Genomic DNA, 16860 nt, shown 5'->3' with positions numbered 1-16860 from the left:
ACCTTAATTGTGCAAAGTACGATCTAGACTTCGACGCGCCCGGACGGCGTTGCGCCACGCCGGGCCGCTGAATTGCGCGCCCTGGTGCTTTGCCGGTGCCTTGCCGGCGGCTTCGAACGCACCCACACCCCTTTCCCCACCCGGAGACCCTTACGTGAAAAACGCTTTGCTTCGCACCCCCTTCAGCGCCGTGGCCCTGGCCCTCGGCGTGCTCGCCGCCGCACCGGCCCTGGCCGCCGACAAGTCGGTCGCCGTGACCGCCATCGTCGAGCACCCGGCGCTGGACGCCGTGCGCGACGGCGTGAAGGAAGAGCTGAAGGCCGCCGGCTACGAAGCGGGCAAGAACCTCAAGTTCACCTACCAGAGCGCCCAGGGCAACGTGGGCACCGCCGCCCAGATCGCCCGCAAGTACGTGGGCGATGCGCCCGACGTGATCGTCGCCATCGCCACGCCGTCGGCGCAGGCGACCGTGGCCGCCACCAAGACCATTCCCGTCGTGTACTCGGCCATCACCGACCCGGTGGCCGCCAAGCTGGTGAAGAACTGGGAGCCCTCGGGCACCAACGTGACCGGCGTGTCCGACCTGTCGCCGCTCGAAAAGCACATCGACCTGATCAAGAAGGTCGTGCCGAACGCCAAGCGCGTCGGCGTGATCTACAGCCCGGGCGAAGCCAACTCGGTGGCCATCGTCGAATCGCTCAAGAAGGCCGCCTCGGCCGCCGGCATGACGGTGGTCGAAGCCGCCGCCGCGCGCACGGTCGACGTGCCCACCGCCGCCCAGAGCCTGGTCGGCAAGGCCGACGTGATCTACACGCCCACCGACAACAACGTGGTCTCGGCCTTCGAGGGCATCGTGAAGGTGGCCCAGCAAGCCAAGCTGCCCGTGGTGGCCGCCGACACCGCCACCGTCGAGCGCGGCGCCGTGGCCGCGCTGGGCCTGAACTACACCGACATCGGCCGCCAGACCGGCAAGATCGTGGTGCGCATCCTCAAGGGCGAGAAGCCCGGCACCATCGCCTCGCAGACCAGCACCAACTTCGAGCTGGTGGTGAACCCCGGCGCGGCCAAGCTGCAGGGCGTGACCCTGTCGGACGCGCTGCTGAAGTCGGCGAAGGTCGTCAGCACCAAGTAAACGCCGCCCCGGCGGGCCTTCTGCTCCCGGCGCAGGCCGGGCGCCGGGGCCCGCCGACTGCGCTCCCGCCGGAAGCCCCCATGTCCCTCATTGCTTCGCTGGGCGCCATCGAGATCGGTCTGATTTTCGGACTGGTCGCGCTGGGCGTCTTCATGTCGTTTCGCATCATCAACTTTCCCGACCTCACGGTGGACGGCAGCTTTCCGCTGGGCGCCGCCGTGGCCGCGACGCTCATCGTCGCAGGCTGGAACCCCGCCGCCGCCACGGCCGTGGCCTGCGTGGCCGGTGCCGCCTCGGGCTGGCTCACGGCCTGGCTCAACGTCAAGCTGAAGATCATGCAGCTGCTCGCGAGCATCCTGGTGATGATCGCGCTGTACTCCATCAACCTGCGCGTGATGGGCAAGCCCAACGTGGCGCTCATCACCGAACCTACCGTGTTCAGCATGGTCAGCTTCGGCGGCATGCCCGAGCAGTGGGCCAAGCCGCTGCTGCTGCTGATCTTCGTGATCGCCGCGAAGATCGTCGTCGACCTGTTCTTTGCCTCCGAAGCGGGCCTGGCGATGCGCGCCACCGGCGGCAACGCGCGCATGGCGCGGGCCCAGGGCATCTCGACCGACTTCCAGACCATGGCGGGCCTGGCGCTCTCCAACGCGCTGGTGGCGCTGGCCGGCGCGCTGTTCGCGCAGAGCCAGGGCACGGCCGACATCTCGATGGGCGTGGGCACGATCGTGATCGGCCTGGCCGCCGTGATCATCGGCGAGACCCTGCTGCCCGCGCGCAGCATGGTCATCACCACGCTGGCCTGCGTGCTGGGTGCGCTGCTGTACCGCTTCTTCATCGCGATGGCGCTGAACACCGACTTCATGGGCCTGCAGGCGCAGGACCTGAACCTGGTCACCGCCGTGCTGGTGGCGTTCGCGCTGCTGGTGCCCGCCTACAAGCGCAAGCTGGGCGGACTCTTCAAGGGGAAGAACTGATGCTGCGCGCCCAACAACTCGAAATCACCTTCAATCCGGGCACGCCGATCGAGAACCGCGTGCTGCGCGGTCTGAGCCTGGACATTCCGACCGGCCAGTTCGTCACCGTGATCGGCTCGAACGGCGCGGGCAAGTCGACCTTCCTCAACGCGATCAGCGGTGACCTCATGGTCGACAAGGGTCGCCTGGAGATCGACGGCAAGGACGTGACCCGCCTGAACGCCTGGCAACGCTCGGGCATGGTGGCCCGCGTGTTCCAGGACCCGATGGCCGGCACCTGCGAGGCGCTGACCATCGAGGAGAACATGGCGCTGGCGTGGAAGCGCGGCGAGCGGCGCGGCTTCGGCTTCTCGCTCAACCGCAACCTGCGCGAACTGTTCCGCGAGAAGCTGTCGATCCTGAAGCTGGGCCTGGAAAACCGCCTGGCCGACCGCATCGGCCTGCTCTCGGGCGGCCAGCGCCAGGCCGTGAGCCTGCTGATGGCGTCGCTGCGGCCCTCGCGCATCCTGCTGCTCGATGAGCACACGGCCGCGCTCGACCCGAAGACCGCCGCCTTCGTGCTGGAGCTCACCGCCAAGATCGTCGAAGGCAGCCAGCTCACCGCGATGATGGTCACGCACAGCATGCGCCAGGCGTTGGACTACGGCACGCGCACCGTGATGCTGCACGAGGGCCAGGTGATCCTCGACGTGGCCGGCGACCAGCGCGCGGGCCTGGACGTGCCCGACCTGCTGCGCATGTTCGAGCAGACGCGCGGCGAGAAGCTGGACGACGACAAGCTGCTGCTGGCCTGATGGACGCAGCGGCTCCTCTTCTCCTCGTGCGCGACATGCGCGCGGACGACCTCGACGCAGTGCTGGCGATCCAGCTCGCCTGCTACGGCGCGGGGTTCGTGGAGGACGGCGTGCTCATCGCGCGGCGGCTGGCGGCCTCGCCGCACACCGGCTGGGTGGCCGAGCACGGCGGCGCCGTGCGGGCCTACCTGGCGGCCTACCCCTCGCAGCGCGGCAAGCTCACGCCGCTGCACGGCGACTTCGAGGTGGCGCCCGACGCTGACGCGCTGTACCTGCACGACCTGGCCGTGCACCCCGAGGCCTCGGGGCTGGGCCTGGGGCCGCGCCTCGTGCGCCACGCCTGGGCCCACGCGCTGCGCGCGGGCTGGCGGCATTCGACGCTGGTGTCGGTGCAGGCGTCGGTCGGGTTCTGGGAGCGCCAGGGTTATGCGGCCACGGTACCGGCCGACGACGTACAGCAGGCCCGGCTGGCGACCTACCCCGGGGACTCGGTCTACATGGCCCGCCGGCTGGACTGAGCCCGGCTCAGCGGCCCCAGCCGCGCATCGCGAGCCACTGCACGGTGCCGCAGACCACCGCCAGCGCGGCATAGGTGGCCATCGAGCCGTCGCGGCCGGTGACGATCAGCCCGGCCAGCGAAGTCAGCAGGCCGGCCCCGAAGGTGATCGCCCATTGCTTCCACCAGTGCGGAATGCCGGTGCGCGGGCCGCCGAGAAAGCGCCCGACAGCCACGAGCACCAAGGCGACAAAGGCCGCAGGTGCCGCAAAATTAAGCAGGTGATTGACGAGGTCCAGCAGGTCCATGAGGGGCTGTGAGTGAGCGCAAGGCCATGTGGCGGCGCATATGGCTGTCATAGGGAAAGCCATTTGCCCCTCGGCAAACCTCGCCCGGCTGCTGATTTTATAATCATGGACATGTCAGTCTGGGCTCTCGGCTTGAACCACACGACCGCGCCGCTCGATCTGCGCGGTCGTTTCGCGTTCGCGCTCGACCAGATCGCCCCGACGCTGCACAGCCTGCGCAGCTCTTTCGCCGGCAACAGCAGCCACCCGCAGGTCGAGGCCGCAATCATCTCGACCTGCAACCGCACCGAGATCTATTGCGCCTCCGAGCACATCGCGCTCGACCACACCTTCGGCTGGCTGGCCCAGAGCGGCGGCGTGGCCCCCGCCCTGCTGCGCTCGCACGCCTACACCCTGCACGACGACGAAGCCGCGCGCCACGCCTTCCGCGTGGCCAGCGGGCTCGACTCCATGGTGCTGGGCGAGGCCCAGATCCTCGGCCAGATGAAGGACGCCGTGCGCGCGGCCGAAACCGCCGGCGCGCTCGGCAGCACGCTCAACCAGCTGTTCCAGCGCTCGTTCGCGGTCGCCAAGGAAGTGCGCACCGCCACCGAGATCGGCGCCCATTCGATCAGCATGGCCGCCGCCGCCGTGCGCCTGGCCGGCCAGCTGTTCGAAGACCTGCGCAAGACCCGCGTGCTGTTCGTCGGCGCGGGCGAAATGATCGACCTCGCGGCCACGCACTTCGCGGCCAAGGAACCCAAGGCCATCGCCATCGCCAACCGCACGCTGGAGCGCGGCGAAAAGCTGGCCTCGCGCTTCGGCGGCGAAGCCATGCGGCTGGCCGACCTGCCGGCACGGCTGGCCGAGTTCGACATCGTCATCAGCTGCACCGCCAGCACGCTGCCGATCATCGGCCTGGGCGCCGTGGAGCGCGCGCTCAAGGCGCGCAAGCACCGCCCGATGTTCATGGTCGACCTGGCCGTGCCGCGCGACATCGAGCCCGAGGTGAAGGCCCTCGAAGACATCTACCTGTACACCGTGGACGACCTCGCCCAGGTCGTGCAGCAGGGCCAGGCCAACCGCCAGGCCGCCGTGGCGCAGGCCGAAGTCATCATCGACGCCGGCGTGCAGAGCTTCATGCACTGGCTGGGCCAGCGCGGCACCGTGCCGCTGATCCAGCAGCTCAACGCGCAGGCCGACGAATGGCGTGCCGCCGAGATGGCCCGTGCGCGCAAGCTGCTCGCCAAGGGCGAATCGATCGATGCGGTGCTCGAAGCCATGTCGCGCGGCCTCACGCAGAAGATGATGCACGGCGCCATGGCCGAGCTGCACGCGGGCGATGCCGCCTCGCGCGAACAGACGGCGCAGACGCTGTCGCGCCTGTTCCTGCGCAAAGAGCGTTAGCGACGACGCGCGTCGATGGCCCGCCCGCCGCACGGGCCGCGGTCTTCGTTCATGCGCCCTGCCGCTGCACTGCGGCGTTCCCCTCCCCCTTTTTCGAGCCCCTTCCGTCGTGAAATCCTTTCTGCGCCACCAACTCGAACGCTACGCCCAACGCCTGGGCGAGCTCGACTTCCTGCTCTCGCGGGAAGACATCATGAGCGACATGGCGCAGTACCGCACCATCTCGCGCGAGCACGCCGAGGTCACGCAGATTGCCGGCCGCTACGAGCGCTTCAAGCAGCGCGAGGCCGACATCGCGGGCGCCCAGGAGATGCTCGACGACCCCGACATGGCCGAGATGGCCAGGGAAGAAATCGCCGGCGCCGAGGCCGAGCTGGTGCAGCTCGAAGACGAGCTGCAGCGCCTGCTGCTGCCCAAGGACCCCGACGACGCACGCAACGCCTTCATGGAAATCCGCGCCGGCACGGGCGGCGACGAATCGGCCCTCTTCGCGGGCGACCTGCTGCGCATGTACACGCGCTACTGCGAGCGCGCCGGCTGGCGCTGCGAAGTGGTGAGCGAAAGCGAGAGCGAACTCGGCGGCTACAAGGAAGTGGTGATCCGCATCGTGGGCGACGACGTCTTCGGCCACCTGCGCTTCGAATCGGGCGGCCACCGCGTGCAGCGCGTGCCCGCCACCGAGACGCAGGGCCGCATCCACACCAGCGCCTGCACGGTCGCCGTGCTGGCCGAGCCCGACGAGACCGTGGCGGTGCAGATCAACCCGGCCGACCTGCGCATCGACACCTACCGCGCCAGCGGCGCCGGCGGCCAGCACATCAACAAGACCGACTCGGCCGTGCGCATCACGCACATCCCGACCGGCATCGTGGCCGAGTGCCAGGACGACCGCAGCCAGCACCGCAACAAGGCGAAGGCGCTGCAGGTGCTGTCGGCACGCATCCAGGAAAAGGAACGCAGCGAGCGCGCCGCCAAGGACGCCGCCATGCGCAAGGGCCTGATCGGCAGCGGCGACCGCTCGGACCGCATCCGCACCTACAACTTCCCGCAGGGTCGGCTCACCGACCACCGCATCAACCTCACGCTCTACAAGCTGCTCGCCATCATGGAAGGCGACCTGGGCGACGTGCTCGAGGCGCTGCGCGCCGCGCGCGAGGCCGAGCAGCTGGCCGAGCTGGAATCGAGCCTGCCCGCGTGATGACCGAAGCCTCCGCACCATCCACCGTGGCGCAGGCACTGGCCGCGGCCGTGGCCCTGGGCATCGACCGCCTCGACGCCCAGCTGCTGCTGCTGCATGCGCTGGGCCGCCCCGTGAACGACCGCGCCTGGCTGCTCGCGCACGACACCGACCCGTTTCCCGGCGAGGCCTGGCCCGCGTTCGCACGCCAGCTGTCGCGCCGCACGGCGGGCGAGCCGGTCGCCTACCTGCTGGGCGAGAAGGAATTCCACGGCCTGCAGCTGCAGGTCGACGCCCGCGTGCTGGTGCCGCGCCCCGACACCGAAACGCTGGTCGAGTGGGCCCTCGCCTGCCTCGACGGCCGCCCCGCCCCGCGCGTGCTCGACCTCGGCACGGGCAGCGGCGCGATCGCGTTGGCGCTGCAGCATGCACGGCCCGACGCGCAGGTCGACGCGGTCGACGCCAGCGCCGATGCGCTCGCAGTGGCCCGGGCCAACGCGCAGCGCCTGGGCCTGCCGGTGCGCTTCACCGAATCGAGCTGGCTCGACGGCGCCGCCGACGGCTATGCGGTCATCGCCAGCAACCCGCCGTACATCGCCGCCGGCGATCCGCACCTGCCCGCGCTGCGCCACGAGCCCACCCGCGCGCTGGTCGCGGGCGCCGACGGCCTGGACGACATCCGCCAGATCGTGCGCGACGCGCCCGCCCACCTGGCCGACGGCGGCTGGCTGCTGCTGGAGCACGGCCACGACCAGGCCGAGGCCGTGCGCCAGTTGCTGGCCACCCGCGGCTTTGCCGAGGTGCAAAGCCGTGACGACCTCGCCGGCATCGCGCGCTGCTCCGGCGGCATCTGGCGCACGGTGAAATAATCCCCCCAGCCCACTTTTCTTCAGGAGTCCCCATGTCCGACGCTCAACAACGCATCGACGACCTCGTCAAGTCCAACGAACTCGTGCTCTTCATGAAGGGCAACGCCAGCTTCCCGATGTGCGGTTTCTCGGGCCGCGCCATCCAGATCCTCAAGGCCGTGGGCGTCGACACCAAGACGCTCAAGACCGTCAACGTGCTCGAAGACGACGGCATCCGCCAGGGCATCAAGGAATACAGCAACTGGCCCACCATTCCCCAGCTCTACGTGAAGGGCGAATTCGTGGGCGGCTCGGACATCATGATGGAGATGTACGAGTCGGGCGAGCTGCAGCAGGTGATCGGCGGCGGCGCATCCGCCTGAGCCTCCCGCTCTCCGTTTGACGGGCGCCGCGCCCCGCGCGCGCCCGGACCCGGTGCCAGTCATGGCACCATGGCGGTCTACGACGTGCCGCCATGACCCTCACCCAAAGCCTGCTCATCATCGCGCTGCTGATCGCGATGAGCGCCTTCTTCTCCCTCGCCGAAATCTGCCTGGCCGCCTCGCGCCGCCTGCGTCTGCGCCAGATGGCCGACGAGGGCGATCCGCGCGCGGAAAAGGTGCTGCGCGTGCAGGAGCAGCCGGGCCACTACTTCACGGTGGTGCAGATCGGCCTAAACGCGGTGGCGATCCTCGGCGGCGTGGTGGGCGAAGGCTCGCTGAGCCCGTATTTCGCCCGCTTCTTCGAGAACTGGCTCAGCGTGGAAGTGGCGGCCAACATCGCCTTCCTGTGCTCGTTCGTGATAGTGATCGCGGTGTTCCTGGTGTTCGCCGACCTGTTCCCCAAGCGCCTGGGCATGAGCGCGCCCGAACGGCTGGCGGTGCGCATCGTCGGGCCGATGCTGCTGCTGATCACCGCCTTCAAACCGCTGGTGTGGTTCTTCACGCGCGCGACCGACCTGTTGTTCAAGGTGCTCGGCATGCCGATGGCGCGCGACGACAAGATCACCTCGGCCGACATCCTCGCCATGACGGAAGCCGGTGCGCAGGCCGGCGTGCTGGCGGCGCGCGAGCAGCAGGTGATCGCCAACGTGTTCGAGCTGGACACGCGCCTCGTCAGCAGCGTGATGACGGCGCGCGAGAGCATCGCCTGGTTCCTGCACGATGACCCCGAGTCGGTGCTGCGCGCGCGCATCGTGGCCGAGCCCTATTCCGCCTACCCGGTGTGCGACGGCGACATCGACCACGTGCTGGGCTACGTGGATGCCAAGGACATGTTCCAGCGCGTGCTCAGCGGCCAGCCGCTGGCCTTCGACCAGGGCCTGACGCTGCACAAGGCGCTGGTGATTCCCGACCGCCTCTCGCTCACCGAGGTGCTCGAGCAGTTCCAGCAGGCGCACGAAGACTTCGCGATCATCGTCAACGAGTACAGCCTGGTGGTGGGCGTGATCACGCTCAACGACGTGATGAGCACGGTGATGGGCGACCTGGTGTCGACCTCGACGCCCGAAGAAGAGCAGATCGTGAAGCGCGACGAAAACTCGTGGCTGATCGACGGCATCACGCCCATCCAGGACGTGCAGCGCGCGCTGCACATCGACGAGTTGCCGCACGCCGAGGAATACGAGACGCTGGCGGGCTTCCTGATGGTGATGCTGCGCCGCGTGCCCAAGCGCACGGACAGCGTGACCTGGGGCGGCTACACCTTCGAGGTGATGGACGTCGACAGCTACCGCATCGACCAGGTGATGGTCACCAAGGGCTCGGCGACCGCCAAGGCGGTGGTCGCCGACTGAGCGACGACCTTCAGGCCGCCGAGCGGTCCCTGTCGACGTAAGCCCAGAGCCGCTGGTTCGCGAACACCGCGTTCGGGTACGGCGCGCGGCCCCGGCTGCCGTTGTAGCGACCCAGCGTCATGAACAGGTCGCCCTTCTCGCGGTCGAGGTAGTGGCGCAGGATCACGCAGCCGAAGCGCAGGTTGGTCTGCATGTGGAACAGCTTGGCCGAATCGCTGTCGCCGATCACGCGAGTCCAGAAGGGCATCACCTGCATGTAGCCGCGCGCGCCGGCGCTGGAGACCGCGAACTTGCGGAAGTTGCTTTCGACCTGGATCAGCCCCAGCACCAAGCTCACGTCGAGCCCCGAGCGCTTGGCCTCGTACCAGACGGTCTGCAGGAACTCGATGCGCGTGGCCGGGTCGGCGACCTTCTTGCGCAGGCGCTCGCTCATCTCGCCGAGCCACCGCAGGTACGCGAGGCGGGCCTCGGTGTCGGCGAACTGCGGCACCGGCGGCGCCTTGTTGTGGATGGCCGAGCTCAGCGCGGTGCGCACCGAGTCGATCAGTGGTTCTTCGATCTGCGCACCGGCCCAGGCCACCTGGGGCAGCGCCAGCGTCGTCAGGGCGCCTGCCGCAACGCTGCCCAGCAGGCAGCTGCGTCGCGAAAGGCCCCCCGCCACGCTCATGCCGCGAGCTTGCCGGCGATGAAGTCGGCGATGCCGGCCGCGGGCACCTTGGTGGCGGCGGTGTCGCGCCGGCCCTGGTACTCGAGCTGGCCTTCCTTGAGGCCGCGGTCGGAAATGACGACGCGGTGCGGCACGCCGATCAGTTCCCAGTCGGCGAACATCGCGCCCGGGCGCTCGCCGCGGTCGTCGAGCAGCACGTCGACGCCCTTGGCCAGCAGTTCTTCGTAGAGCGCTTCGGCCGCGACCTTGACCTCGGGGCTGCGGTCCATGCCGATCGGGCAGACCACGACCGTGAACGGTGCCAACGCGTCGGGCCAGATGATGCCGCGCTCGTCGTGGTTCTGTTCGATGGCGGCGGCCGGCAGGCGCGTGATGCCGATGCCGTAGCAGCCCATCTCGAGGAACTGCGGCTTGCCGCCTTCGTCGAGGTAGGTGGCGTTCATGTCCTTGCTGTACTTGGTTCCCAGCACGAAGACGTGGCCCACTTCGATGCCGCGCTCGATGGCCAGCACGCCCTTGCCGTCGGGCGAGGCGTCGCCGGCGACCACGTTGCGCAGGTCGGCGACCAGGTCGGGCTCGGGCAGGTCGCGGCCCCAGTTGACGCCGGTCATGTGGAAGTCGATCTCGTTGGCGCCGGTGATCCAGTCGGCGAGCACGGCGGCCTCGCGGTCGGCCACGAGCTTGACGGGCTTCTTCAGGTTCAGCGGGCCGAGGTAGCCCGGCTTGCAGCCGAAGTGCTCATCGATCTCGGCAGTGGTGGCAAAGCGGAAGCCCTTGTCCAGGCCGGGCAGCTTGCTGACCTTGATCTCGTTCATGTCGTGGTCGCCGCGCAGCAGCAGCAGCCAGATCTGCGCGCCTTGGATATTGCCGGCGTCGTCGAGGATGTCGGTGGCCAGCACCAGCGACTTGACCGTGGTGGCCAGCGGCACGCCGAGCAGTTCGGCCACGTCGGCGCAGGTGCTCTTGCCGGGCGTGGGCGTCTTCTCGAGCGCGTTGGCGGCGGCGGGACGCGGACCGGCTGGGGCCAGCGCCTCGGCCTTTTCCATGTTGGCGGCGTAGTTGCTGTCGGGGCAGTAGACGATCGCGTCTTCGCCGGTGGCAGCGATCACCTGGAACTCTTCGCTCAGGTCGCCGCCGATGGCGCCGCTGTCGGCCGCCACGGCGCGGTAGCGCAGGCCGAAACGGTCGAAGATGTTGCGGTAGGCCTGGGCCATCACCTGGTAGCTGGCCTTGGCCGCGTCGAGGTCGCGGTCGAAGCTGTAGGCGTCCTTCATGATGAACTCGCGCCCGCGCATCAGGCCGAAGCGCGGACGGCGCTCGTCACGGAACTTGGTCTGGATCTGGTAGAAATTCTTCGGCAGCTGCTTGTAGCTTCGGATTTCCTGGCGCGCGATGTCGGTCACCACCTCTTCGCTGGTGGGCTGGATCACGAAGTCGCGGTCGTGGCGGTCCTTGATGCGCAGCAGCTCGGGGCCCATCTTCTCGAAGCGGCCGGTCTCCTGCCAGAACTCGGCCGGCTGCACCACGGGCATCGTGAGCTCGACGGCGCCGGCGCGGTTCATTTCCTCGCGCACGATCGCCTCGACCTTGCGGATCACGCGCAGGCCCATGGGCATGTACGTGTAGATGCCCGTGCCGAGCTTCTTGATCATGCCGGCCCGCATCATGAGGCGGTGGCTCGCGACCTCGGCGTCAGCGGGCGCTTCCTTCAGGGTGGAGACAAAGAATCGGGAAGCTTTCATCGGGATCGCGCAGGTGGGTTCGAAGTGAGGAGGGAGACAGGCACCCCGGAGAGACCCTGAGAGCCCGGAACCGGTCGCTTGCCGAGTGCAACCCGGCATGCATAATCGACTCAGTTCAAAAATTGGGGTTTGATTATGCTCGACCGGGACGGCTTCAGGCCCAACGTCGGCATCATCCTGCTCAACCAGAGAAACCAGGTTTTCTGGGGCAAGCGCATACGCACGCATTCCTGGCAGTTTCCGCAAGGCGGCATCGACCGTGGCGAAAGTCCCGAGCAAGCCATGTTCCGGGAACTGCACGAGGAAGTCGGGCTCCACCCGGAGCATGTGCGCATCGTGGCCCGTACCCGCGACTGGTTGCGCTACGAGGTGCCGGATCGGTTCATCCGCCGTGACGCACGGGGCCACTACAAAGGCCAGAAGCAGATCTGGTATCTGCTGCAACTTGTCGGCCACGACTGGGATCTCAACCTGCGTGCCACCGACCATCCCGAATTCGACGCCTGGCGCTGGCATGACTACTGGGTCCCGCTCGACGTGGTCGTCGAGTTCAAGCGCGGCGTCTACGAGATGGCGCTTACCGAGCTTGCTCGCTACCTGCCCCGGCAGGATTTCCGCAACCGCTTCCTGCGCAGCAATGTGCGCGCCCGAGAATTCGAGCGCCACACGCTGGACCATGGAGCACCTGCGGGCCTCGACCTGCCGCCCGGCGGCAGCTTCGACCCGCATCCCGACATTCCTTCTGCGAGCGATGAACCTCCTCCCAAGAACAGCGCGCCTTCTTCTTTCCCGACGCCACGCTGAGCGTGCGCTCGTCATCGCCTGCGTCAGCCTGCTGGCCGCCTGCGCCTCCCGCGGCTACGACACCGACAACCCCGACTGGGCCCAGGCCGGCATGCCACCGGCGCCCAAGAGCACCGAGCAGGACAAGGAGTGGGAAGAAACCGCGGTGCCGCCGCCGCCCGCCTTCAGCGAAAGCCGTCTGCTGCCGATCGCGATGCCGCCCTACATGACGCTGAAGTTCAGCGTTGATCCGAACACCATCGCCATCACGAAGGACGGCATCGTGCGCTACGTGGTGGTGGCACAGAACCGGGCCGGCGGTGCCGTCAATGCGTTCTACGAAGGCGTGCGCTGCTCGACGGCGGAAATGAAGAGCTATGCCCGCTACAACAACGGCGCCTGGCAGGAAACGAAGTCGCCCGAGTGGAAGCGCGTGAGGGACATGAACTCCAGCTACGTGCCGGCGCTGGCGTCGCAGGGCCTGTGCCGCGGCAACGCGCCGCGCAGCTCGGTCAACGAGATGGTGCAGAACATCCGCAATCCGCTGCGCGAACTGCCCTGAAGAAGCAGCGGCGGGGCACGGCGCCCCGCCCTGAAGATCAACCGGGCATCAGCACCATGTTGTCGCGGTGCACCATCTCCGGCTCGGCCGCGTAGCCCAGCAACCGCTCGAACTCGGCCGAAGGCTTGCGGCACAGCAGCCGGGCCTCCACGCTCGAATAGTTGGCCAGCCCGCGGGCCAGCTCGACGCCGTCGACGTCGCGCACCGCGATCACGTCGCCGCGCGAGAACTCGCCCGACACACCCGTCATGCCTATCGGCAACAGGCTCTTGCCTTCGCCGCGCACCTTGGCGGCCGCACCGGCATCGACGATGACGGCACCACGCAACTGCAGGTGATCGGCCATCCAGCGCTTGCGCGCCTGGTGCTTGGCGGTCTGCGCCACCAACAGCGTGCCGATGGATTCGCCGCGCGTGAGCCGCAGCAGCGCGTCGGCTTCACGGCCCCAGGCGATGACCGTGGAAGCACCGGAGCCCGCCGCGCGCTTGGCCGCAAGGATCTTGGTGATCATGCCGCCGCGCCCGATGCTCGAACCCGCGCCGCCGGCCATGGCCTCGAGCGCCGGATCGCCTGCAGCTGCCTCGTGCACGAACTTGGCGTCGGGGTCCTTGCGCGGGTCGGCCGTGTACAGGCCTTTCTGGTCCGTCAGGATGATCAAGGCATCCGCTTCGACCAGGTTGGCGACCAGGGCGCCGAGCGTGTCGTTGTCGCCGAACTTGATCTCGTCGTTGACCACGGTGTCGTTCTCGTTGATCACCGGCACCACGCCCAAGCGCAGCAAAGTGACGAGGGTCGAACGTGCATTGAGGTAGCGCTCGCGGTCCGCAAGGTCGGCATGCGTGAGCAGCACCTGCGCGCTGCCGATCTGGTTCTCGCGCAGCTTGGTCTCGTACATCTGGGCCAGACCCATCTGCCCGACGGCCGCCGCCGCCTGAAGCTCGTGCACTTCGTGCGGACGGGTCTTCCAGCCCAGGCGCTTCATGCCCTCGGCGATCGCGCCGCTCGACACCATGACCACTTCGCGCCCGTCGCGCACCAGCTCGGCCAGTTGCCGGCACCACTCGCCGATGGCACCTTCGTCGAGGCCGCGCCCCTCGTTGGTCACGAGGCTGGAGCCCACCTTGACGACGATACGGCGGGCATCCCGCAAGGCAGTGGAACCGGAATTCGAGGTCATGAAGAAAGAAGGCGTGTTTCAGGAATGCAGCCTGCGCTGCTTGCTATCCATTTTGCAGCACCGAAGGTGCCGCGACGCCCTCAGTTTCCTTCGGGCGGCAGCGGAACGAAGCGCGGATCGACCACGACGGTTTCGTGCTCGGCCACCTGCTGCGCCTTGACCTGCTGGTACACGGCCTTGATCAGGTGCTCGCAGCCTTCGCGCGTGAGCGCCGATATCTCGAAGACCGGGCCCTTGAAGCGCAGGCGCTTGACGAAGTCCTTGACGCGCGCGGCGCGCTCGTCGTCCGGCACCATGTCCAGCTTGTTCAGCACCAGCCAGCGCGGCTTCTCGTGCAGCGCCGCGTCGTACTTCTTGAGCTCGGCCACGAGGGCCTTGGCCTGAGCGACCGGGTCGACGCTGTCGTCGAACGGTGCCATGTCGACCACGTGCAGCAGCAGGCGGGTGCGCTGCAGGTGGCGCAGGAACAGGTGACCAAGGCCGGCGCCTTCCGAGGCGCCTTCAATCAGACCGGGCAGGTCGGCCACCACGAAGCTCTGCTCGGGGCCGACGCGTACGACACCGAGGTTCGGGTGCAGCGTGGTGAAGGGGTAGTCGGCAATGCGCGGACGGGCGTTCGAAACGGCGCTGATCAGCGTCGACTTGCCGGCATTCGGCATGCCCAGCAGGCCCACGTCGGCCAGCACCTTGAGTTCGAGCTTGAGGCTCTTCTTCTCGCCGGGCCAGCCGGGCGTCTTCTGGCGCGGCGCGCGGTTGATCGCGCTCTTGAAGCGCATGTTGCCGAAGCCGCCATCGCCGCCCTTGGCGATGGTGATGACCTCGCCGTCCTTGAGCAGCTCGTACAACACCTCACCCGTTTCAGCGTCGGTGATGATCGTGCCGACGGGCATCTTGAGGACGATGTCGTCGCCGGCGGCGCCGAACATGTCGGAGCCCATGCCGTGCTCGCCGCGCTTGGCTTCGTGCCGGCGCGAGTAGCGGAAATCGACCAGGGTGTTGAGGTTCGAGTCGGCCACCGCGAACACGTGGCCGCCACGGCCGCCGTCGCCGCCGTTGGGGCCGCCGAACTCTTTGTACTTCTCATGACGGAACGACACGCAGCCGTTGCCGCCATCGCCCGCGGCGATGTCGATGAAGGCTTCGTCGACGAACTTCATGGGATGTCCAGTTTACAAATGAAGAAGCCCCGGCAATGCGGGGCCTCGGAAAGATCGAAGTGACTGCGGGGCTTAGGCCGCGGGCGTCACGTTGACCATGTGCTTGTTCAGCGCACCCTTGTGACCGAACGACACGTGGCCGTCGACCAGGGCGAAGAGCGTGTGGTCCTTGCCCACGCCGACGTTCACGCCGGGGTGGAACTGGGTGCCGCGCTGGCGCACGATGATCGAGCCTGCGCTGATCAGTTCGCCGCCGAAGGCCTTCACACCGAGCATCTTGGGCTTGGAATCGCGCCCGTTTCGCGTGGAGCCGCCGCCTTTTTTCTGTGCCATGGAATCTGCTCCTTAGCCGGCGATCGCGCCGATTTGCAGTTCGGTGAACTGCTGGCGATGGCCTTGACGTTTTTGATAGTGCTTGCGACGGCGCATCTTGAAGATGCGAACCTTGTCGTGCAGGCCGTGCGACAGCACCGTGACTGTCACCGTTGCGCCGGACACCAGGGGCGTGCCAACCTTGATTTCAGCGCCGTTTCCGACAGCCAGAACCTGGTCGATCACGATTTCCTGGCCTACGTCCGCAGCAATCTGTTCTACTTTAATTTTCTCGCCGGAAGCAACGCGATACTGCTTGCCGCCGGTTTTTATGACCGCGTACATGTAAACCTCTTAGAAATGAGTCTCCGCAGCGAATTCCGCAGAGCCCAAGATTATAGCGCGGCTTGCGATCGCTCACCACCCCGACTCTGAGACGCGCCTGGGATTCGTGCACGGCTCCCTATAATTCCCGCGTTCCGGCCCCAGGGCCGCCCTCATCCTCGCAGCGCCCCGCGCCTTCGCTTTGCCAGTTCCCGCCGCCGACACCTCCCCCACCGCCACCGTGCTGGACCTGATTGCCGGCGACATGGTCGAAGTCGACCGTGTGATCGCCCAACGCCTCAATACTGGCGTTCCGCTGGTCAGCCAGGTTTCGCAATACATCATCTCGGCCGGTGGCAAGCGGCTGCGGCCGGCGCTGCTGCTGCTCATGGCAGGCGCACTCGGCTACACCGGCGAACAGCGCTTCAACCTCGCGGCCGTGGTGGAGTTCATCCACACCGCCACGCTGTTGCATGACGACGTGGTCGACGAATCGACCCTGCGCCGGGGCCGCGCCACCGCCAACGAATCTTTCGGCAACCCCGCCAGCGTGCTGGTGGGCGACTTCCTGTATTCGCGTGCCTTCCAGATGATGTTGGATGCAAACAACATGCGCATCATGCAGATCCTGGCCGAAGCGACCAACGTGATCGCGGAAGGCGAAGTGCTGCAGTTGATGAACATGCACGACGCCTCGCTGGACGAAGCGGCGTACCTGCGCGTGATCCGCTCCAAGACCGCCAAGCTCTTCGAGGCGAGCACCCGCCTGGCGGCCGTGCTGGCCGGCACGACGCCCGAAGTCGAAGAAGCCTGCGCCACCTACGGACAGGCGCTGGGCACCGCCTTCCAGGTGATCGACGACGTGCTCGACTACGCAGGCGATGCCCAGGAAACCGGAAAGAACGTCGGCGACGACCTGCGCGAAGGCAAGACAACCTTGCCGTTGATCTTCGCCATGCAGCGCGGCACTCCTGAGCAAAGCTCACTGGTGCGCGCCGCCATCGAGGCTGGCGACACCGCCCAGTTGGGGAAAATTGTCGAGATCGTTCGCGAAACCGGCGCATTGGAAGCCTCGCGCGCGGCTGCCGCGGCAGAGGCCGAACGCGCAATTCATGCATTGCGCGACCTTCCGTCGAATTTGCACGCTTCAGGTTTGCTACAATTAGCGGCTCAGTTGCTTGAGCGACGTGCCTGAAACACCTCCACAGAGTTGGCATCTAGGA

At 67.6% G+C, this 16860-nt stretch carries 19 protein-coding genes; 12 read left to right on the top strand and 7 right to left on the bottom strand.

Annotated elements, in window-relative coordinates; all coding sequences use genetic code 11:
* Nucleotides 1–154 precede the first annotated feature (154 nt).
* The 4 genes from AC07SQ_RS11140 (at nucleotide 155) to AC07SQ_RS11125 (ending at nucleotide 3421) form a co-directional block, all read left to right on the top strand.
* Nucleotides 155–1132, top strand: a complete 978-nt coding sequence (locus AC07SQ_RS11140; RefSeq protein WP_174250233.1) for an ABC transporter substrate-binding protein — start codon at nucleotides 155–157, stop codon at nucleotides 1130–1132.
* A gap of 80 nt (nucleotides 1133–1212) precedes the next feature.
* Entirely contained in the window at nucleotides 1213–2109 is an 897-nt protein-coding gene (locus AC07SQ_RS11135; RefSeq protein WP_495271181.1) for an ABC transporter permease, read from the top strand.
* Nucleotides 2109–2903, top strand: coding sequence for an ABC transporter ATP-binding protein (locus AC07SQ_RS11130; protein ID WP_159274960.1), 795 nt, complete (start codon nucleotides 2109–2111; stop codon nucleotides 2901–2903). Before AC07SQ_RS11135 ends, AC07SQ_RS11130 begins: the two co-directional genes overlap by 1 nt.
* Entirely contained in the window at nucleotides 2903–3421 is a 519-nt protein-coding gene (locus tag AC07SQ_RS11125; protein ID WP_495271182.1) for a GNAT family N-acetyltransferase, read from the top strand. The genes AC07SQ_RS11130 and AC07SQ_RS11125 overlap by 1 nt, the downstream gene beginning before the upstream one ends.
* Before the next feature lie 7 nt (nucleotides 3422–3428).
* On the opposite strand, the gene AC07SQ_RS11120 is transcribed toward AC07SQ_RS11125, so the two are convergent.
* Nucleotides 3429–3707, bottom strand: a complete 279-nt coding sequence (locus AC07SQ_RS11120; RefSeq protein ID WP_495271183.1) for a hypothetical protein — start codon at nucleotides 3705–3707, stop codon at nucleotides 3429–3431.
* A gap of 111 nt (nucleotides 3708–3818) precedes the next feature.
* On the opposite strand from AC07SQ_RS11120, the gene hemA reads away from it, so the two are divergent.
* From hemA to paeA, 5 genes are all read left to right on the top strand, one after another.
* Nucleotides 3819–5093, top strand: coding sequence for a glutamyl-tRNA reductase (hemA, locus tag AC07SQ_RS11115; RefSeq protein ID WP_495265178.1), 1275 nt, complete (start codon nucleotides 3819–3821; stop codon nucleotides 5091–5093).
* 109 nt (nucleotides 5094–5202) lie between these two features.
* A complete protein-coding gene (gene prfA / locus AC07SQ_RS11110; RefSeq protein ID WP_495271184.1) occupies nucleotides 5203–6291 on the top strand; it encodes a peptide chain release factor 1 in 1089 nt (362 codons plus the stop codon).
* Nucleotides 6291–7139 carry a peptide chain release factor N(5)-glutamine methyltransferase gene (gene prmC, locus AC07SQ_RS11105; RefSeq protein WP_495271185.1) on the top strand — a complete coding sequence of 283 codons (849 nt, stop codon included), beginning with the start codon at nucleotides 6291–6293 and terminating at the stop codon, nucleotides 7137–7139. The genes prfA and prmC overlap by 1 nt, the downstream gene beginning before the upstream one ends.
* 32 nt (nucleotides 7140–7171) lie before the next feature.
* Nucleotides 7172–7501: a Grx4 family monothiol glutaredoxin gene (gene grxD, locus AC07SQ_RS11100; protein ID WP_062474501.1), complete on the top strand. Its 330-nt coding sequence runs from the start codon at nucleotides 7172–7174 to the stop codon at nucleotides 7499–7501.
* Nucleotides 7502–7593: 92 nt separating this feature from the next.
* On the top strand, nucleotides 7594–8913 hold the full coding sequence (gene paeA / locus AC07SQ_RS11095) for a polyamine export protein PaeA (protein WP_062474502.1): 1320 nt from the start codon (nucleotides 7594–7596) through the stop codon (nucleotides 8911–8913).
* A gap of 10 nt (nucleotides 8914–8923) precedes the next feature.
* Here paeA and AC07SQ_RS11090 read toward each other — a convergent pair whose 3' ends face one another.
* Nucleotides 8924–9580 (bottom strand): lytic transglycosylase domain-containing protein, encoded by a 657-nt coding sequence (locus AC07SQ_RS11090; RefSeq protein WP_062474504.1) that lies wholly within the window; start codon nucleotides 9578–9580, stop codon nucleotides 8924–8926.
* On the bottom strand, nucleotides 9577–11322 hold the full coding sequence (locus AC07SQ_RS11085) for a proline--tRNA ligase (protein WP_487847836.1): 1746 nt from the start codon (nucleotides 11320–11322) through the stop codon (nucleotides 9577–9579). Before AC07SQ_RS11085 ends, AC07SQ_RS11090 begins: the two co-directional genes overlap by 4 nt.
* A 135-nt stretch (nucleotides 11323–11457) precedes the next feature.
* Here AC07SQ_RS11085 and AC07SQ_RS11080 point away from each other — a divergent pair, with 135 nt between their 5' ends.
* Complete coding sequence (locus AC07SQ_RS11080) at nucleotides 11458–12126, top strand: RNA pyrophosphohydrolase (protein ID WP_062474507.1); 669 nt, start codon at nucleotides 11458–11460, stop codon at nucleotides 12124–12126.
* On the top strand, nucleotides 12074–12667 hold the full coding sequence (locus AC07SQ_RS11075; RefSeq protein ID WP_495271186.1) for a CNP1-like family protein: 594 nt from the start codon (nucleotides 12074–12076) through the stop codon (nucleotides 12665–12667). Before AC07SQ_RS11080 ends, AC07SQ_RS11075 begins: the two co-directional genes overlap by 53 nt.
* Before the next feature lie 37 nt (nucleotides 12668–12704).
* On the opposite strand, the gene proB is transcribed toward AC07SQ_RS11075, so the two are convergent.
* The 4 genes from proB to rplU form a co-directional block, all read right to left on the bottom strand.
* Nucleotides 12705–13844: a glutamate 5-kinase gene (gene proB, locus AC07SQ_RS11070; protein ID WP_062474510.1), complete on the bottom strand. Its 1140-nt coding sequence runs from the start codon at nucleotides 13842–13844 to the stop codon at nucleotides 12705–12707.
* Nucleotides 13845–13924: 80 nt separating this feature from the next.
* Nucleotides 13925–15001, bottom strand: a complete 1077-nt coding sequence (cgtA, locus tag AC07SQ_RS11065) for an Obg family GTPase CgtA (protein WP_062474512.1) — start codon at nucleotides 14999–15001, stop codon at nucleotides 13925–13927.
* A 72-nt stretch (nucleotides 15002–15073) separates the two neighbouring features.
* Nucleotides 15074–15334, bottom strand: a complete 261-nt coding sequence (gene rpmA / locus AC07SQ_RS11060) for a 50S ribosomal protein L27 (protein ID WP_013543198.1) — start codon at nucleotides 15332–15334, stop codon at nucleotides 15074–15076.
* A 12-nt stretch (nucleotides 15335–15346) separates the two neighbouring features.
* Nucleotides 15347–15658: a 50S ribosomal protein L21 gene (gene rplU, locus AC07SQ_RS11055; RefSeq protein ID WP_062474515.1), complete on the bottom strand. Its 312-nt coding sequence runs from the start codon at nucleotides 15656–15658 to the stop codon at nucleotides 15347–15349.
* Nucleotides 15659–15839: 181 nt separating this feature from the next.
* On the opposite strand from rplU, the gene AC07SQ_RS11050 reads away from it, so the two are divergent.
* Entirely contained in the window at nucleotides 15840–16832 is a 993-nt protein-coding gene (locus AC07SQ_RS11050) for a polyprenyl synthetase family protein (protein ID WP_495271187.1), read from the top strand.
* Nucleotides 16833–16860 lie beyond the last annotated feature (28 nt).

Source organism: Variovorax sp. GW821-FHT06D12 (assembly GCF_059419205.1).
Note: the sequence above shows the minus strand (reverse complement) of the source record. Positions and strands in the feature narration are given on the sequence as shown.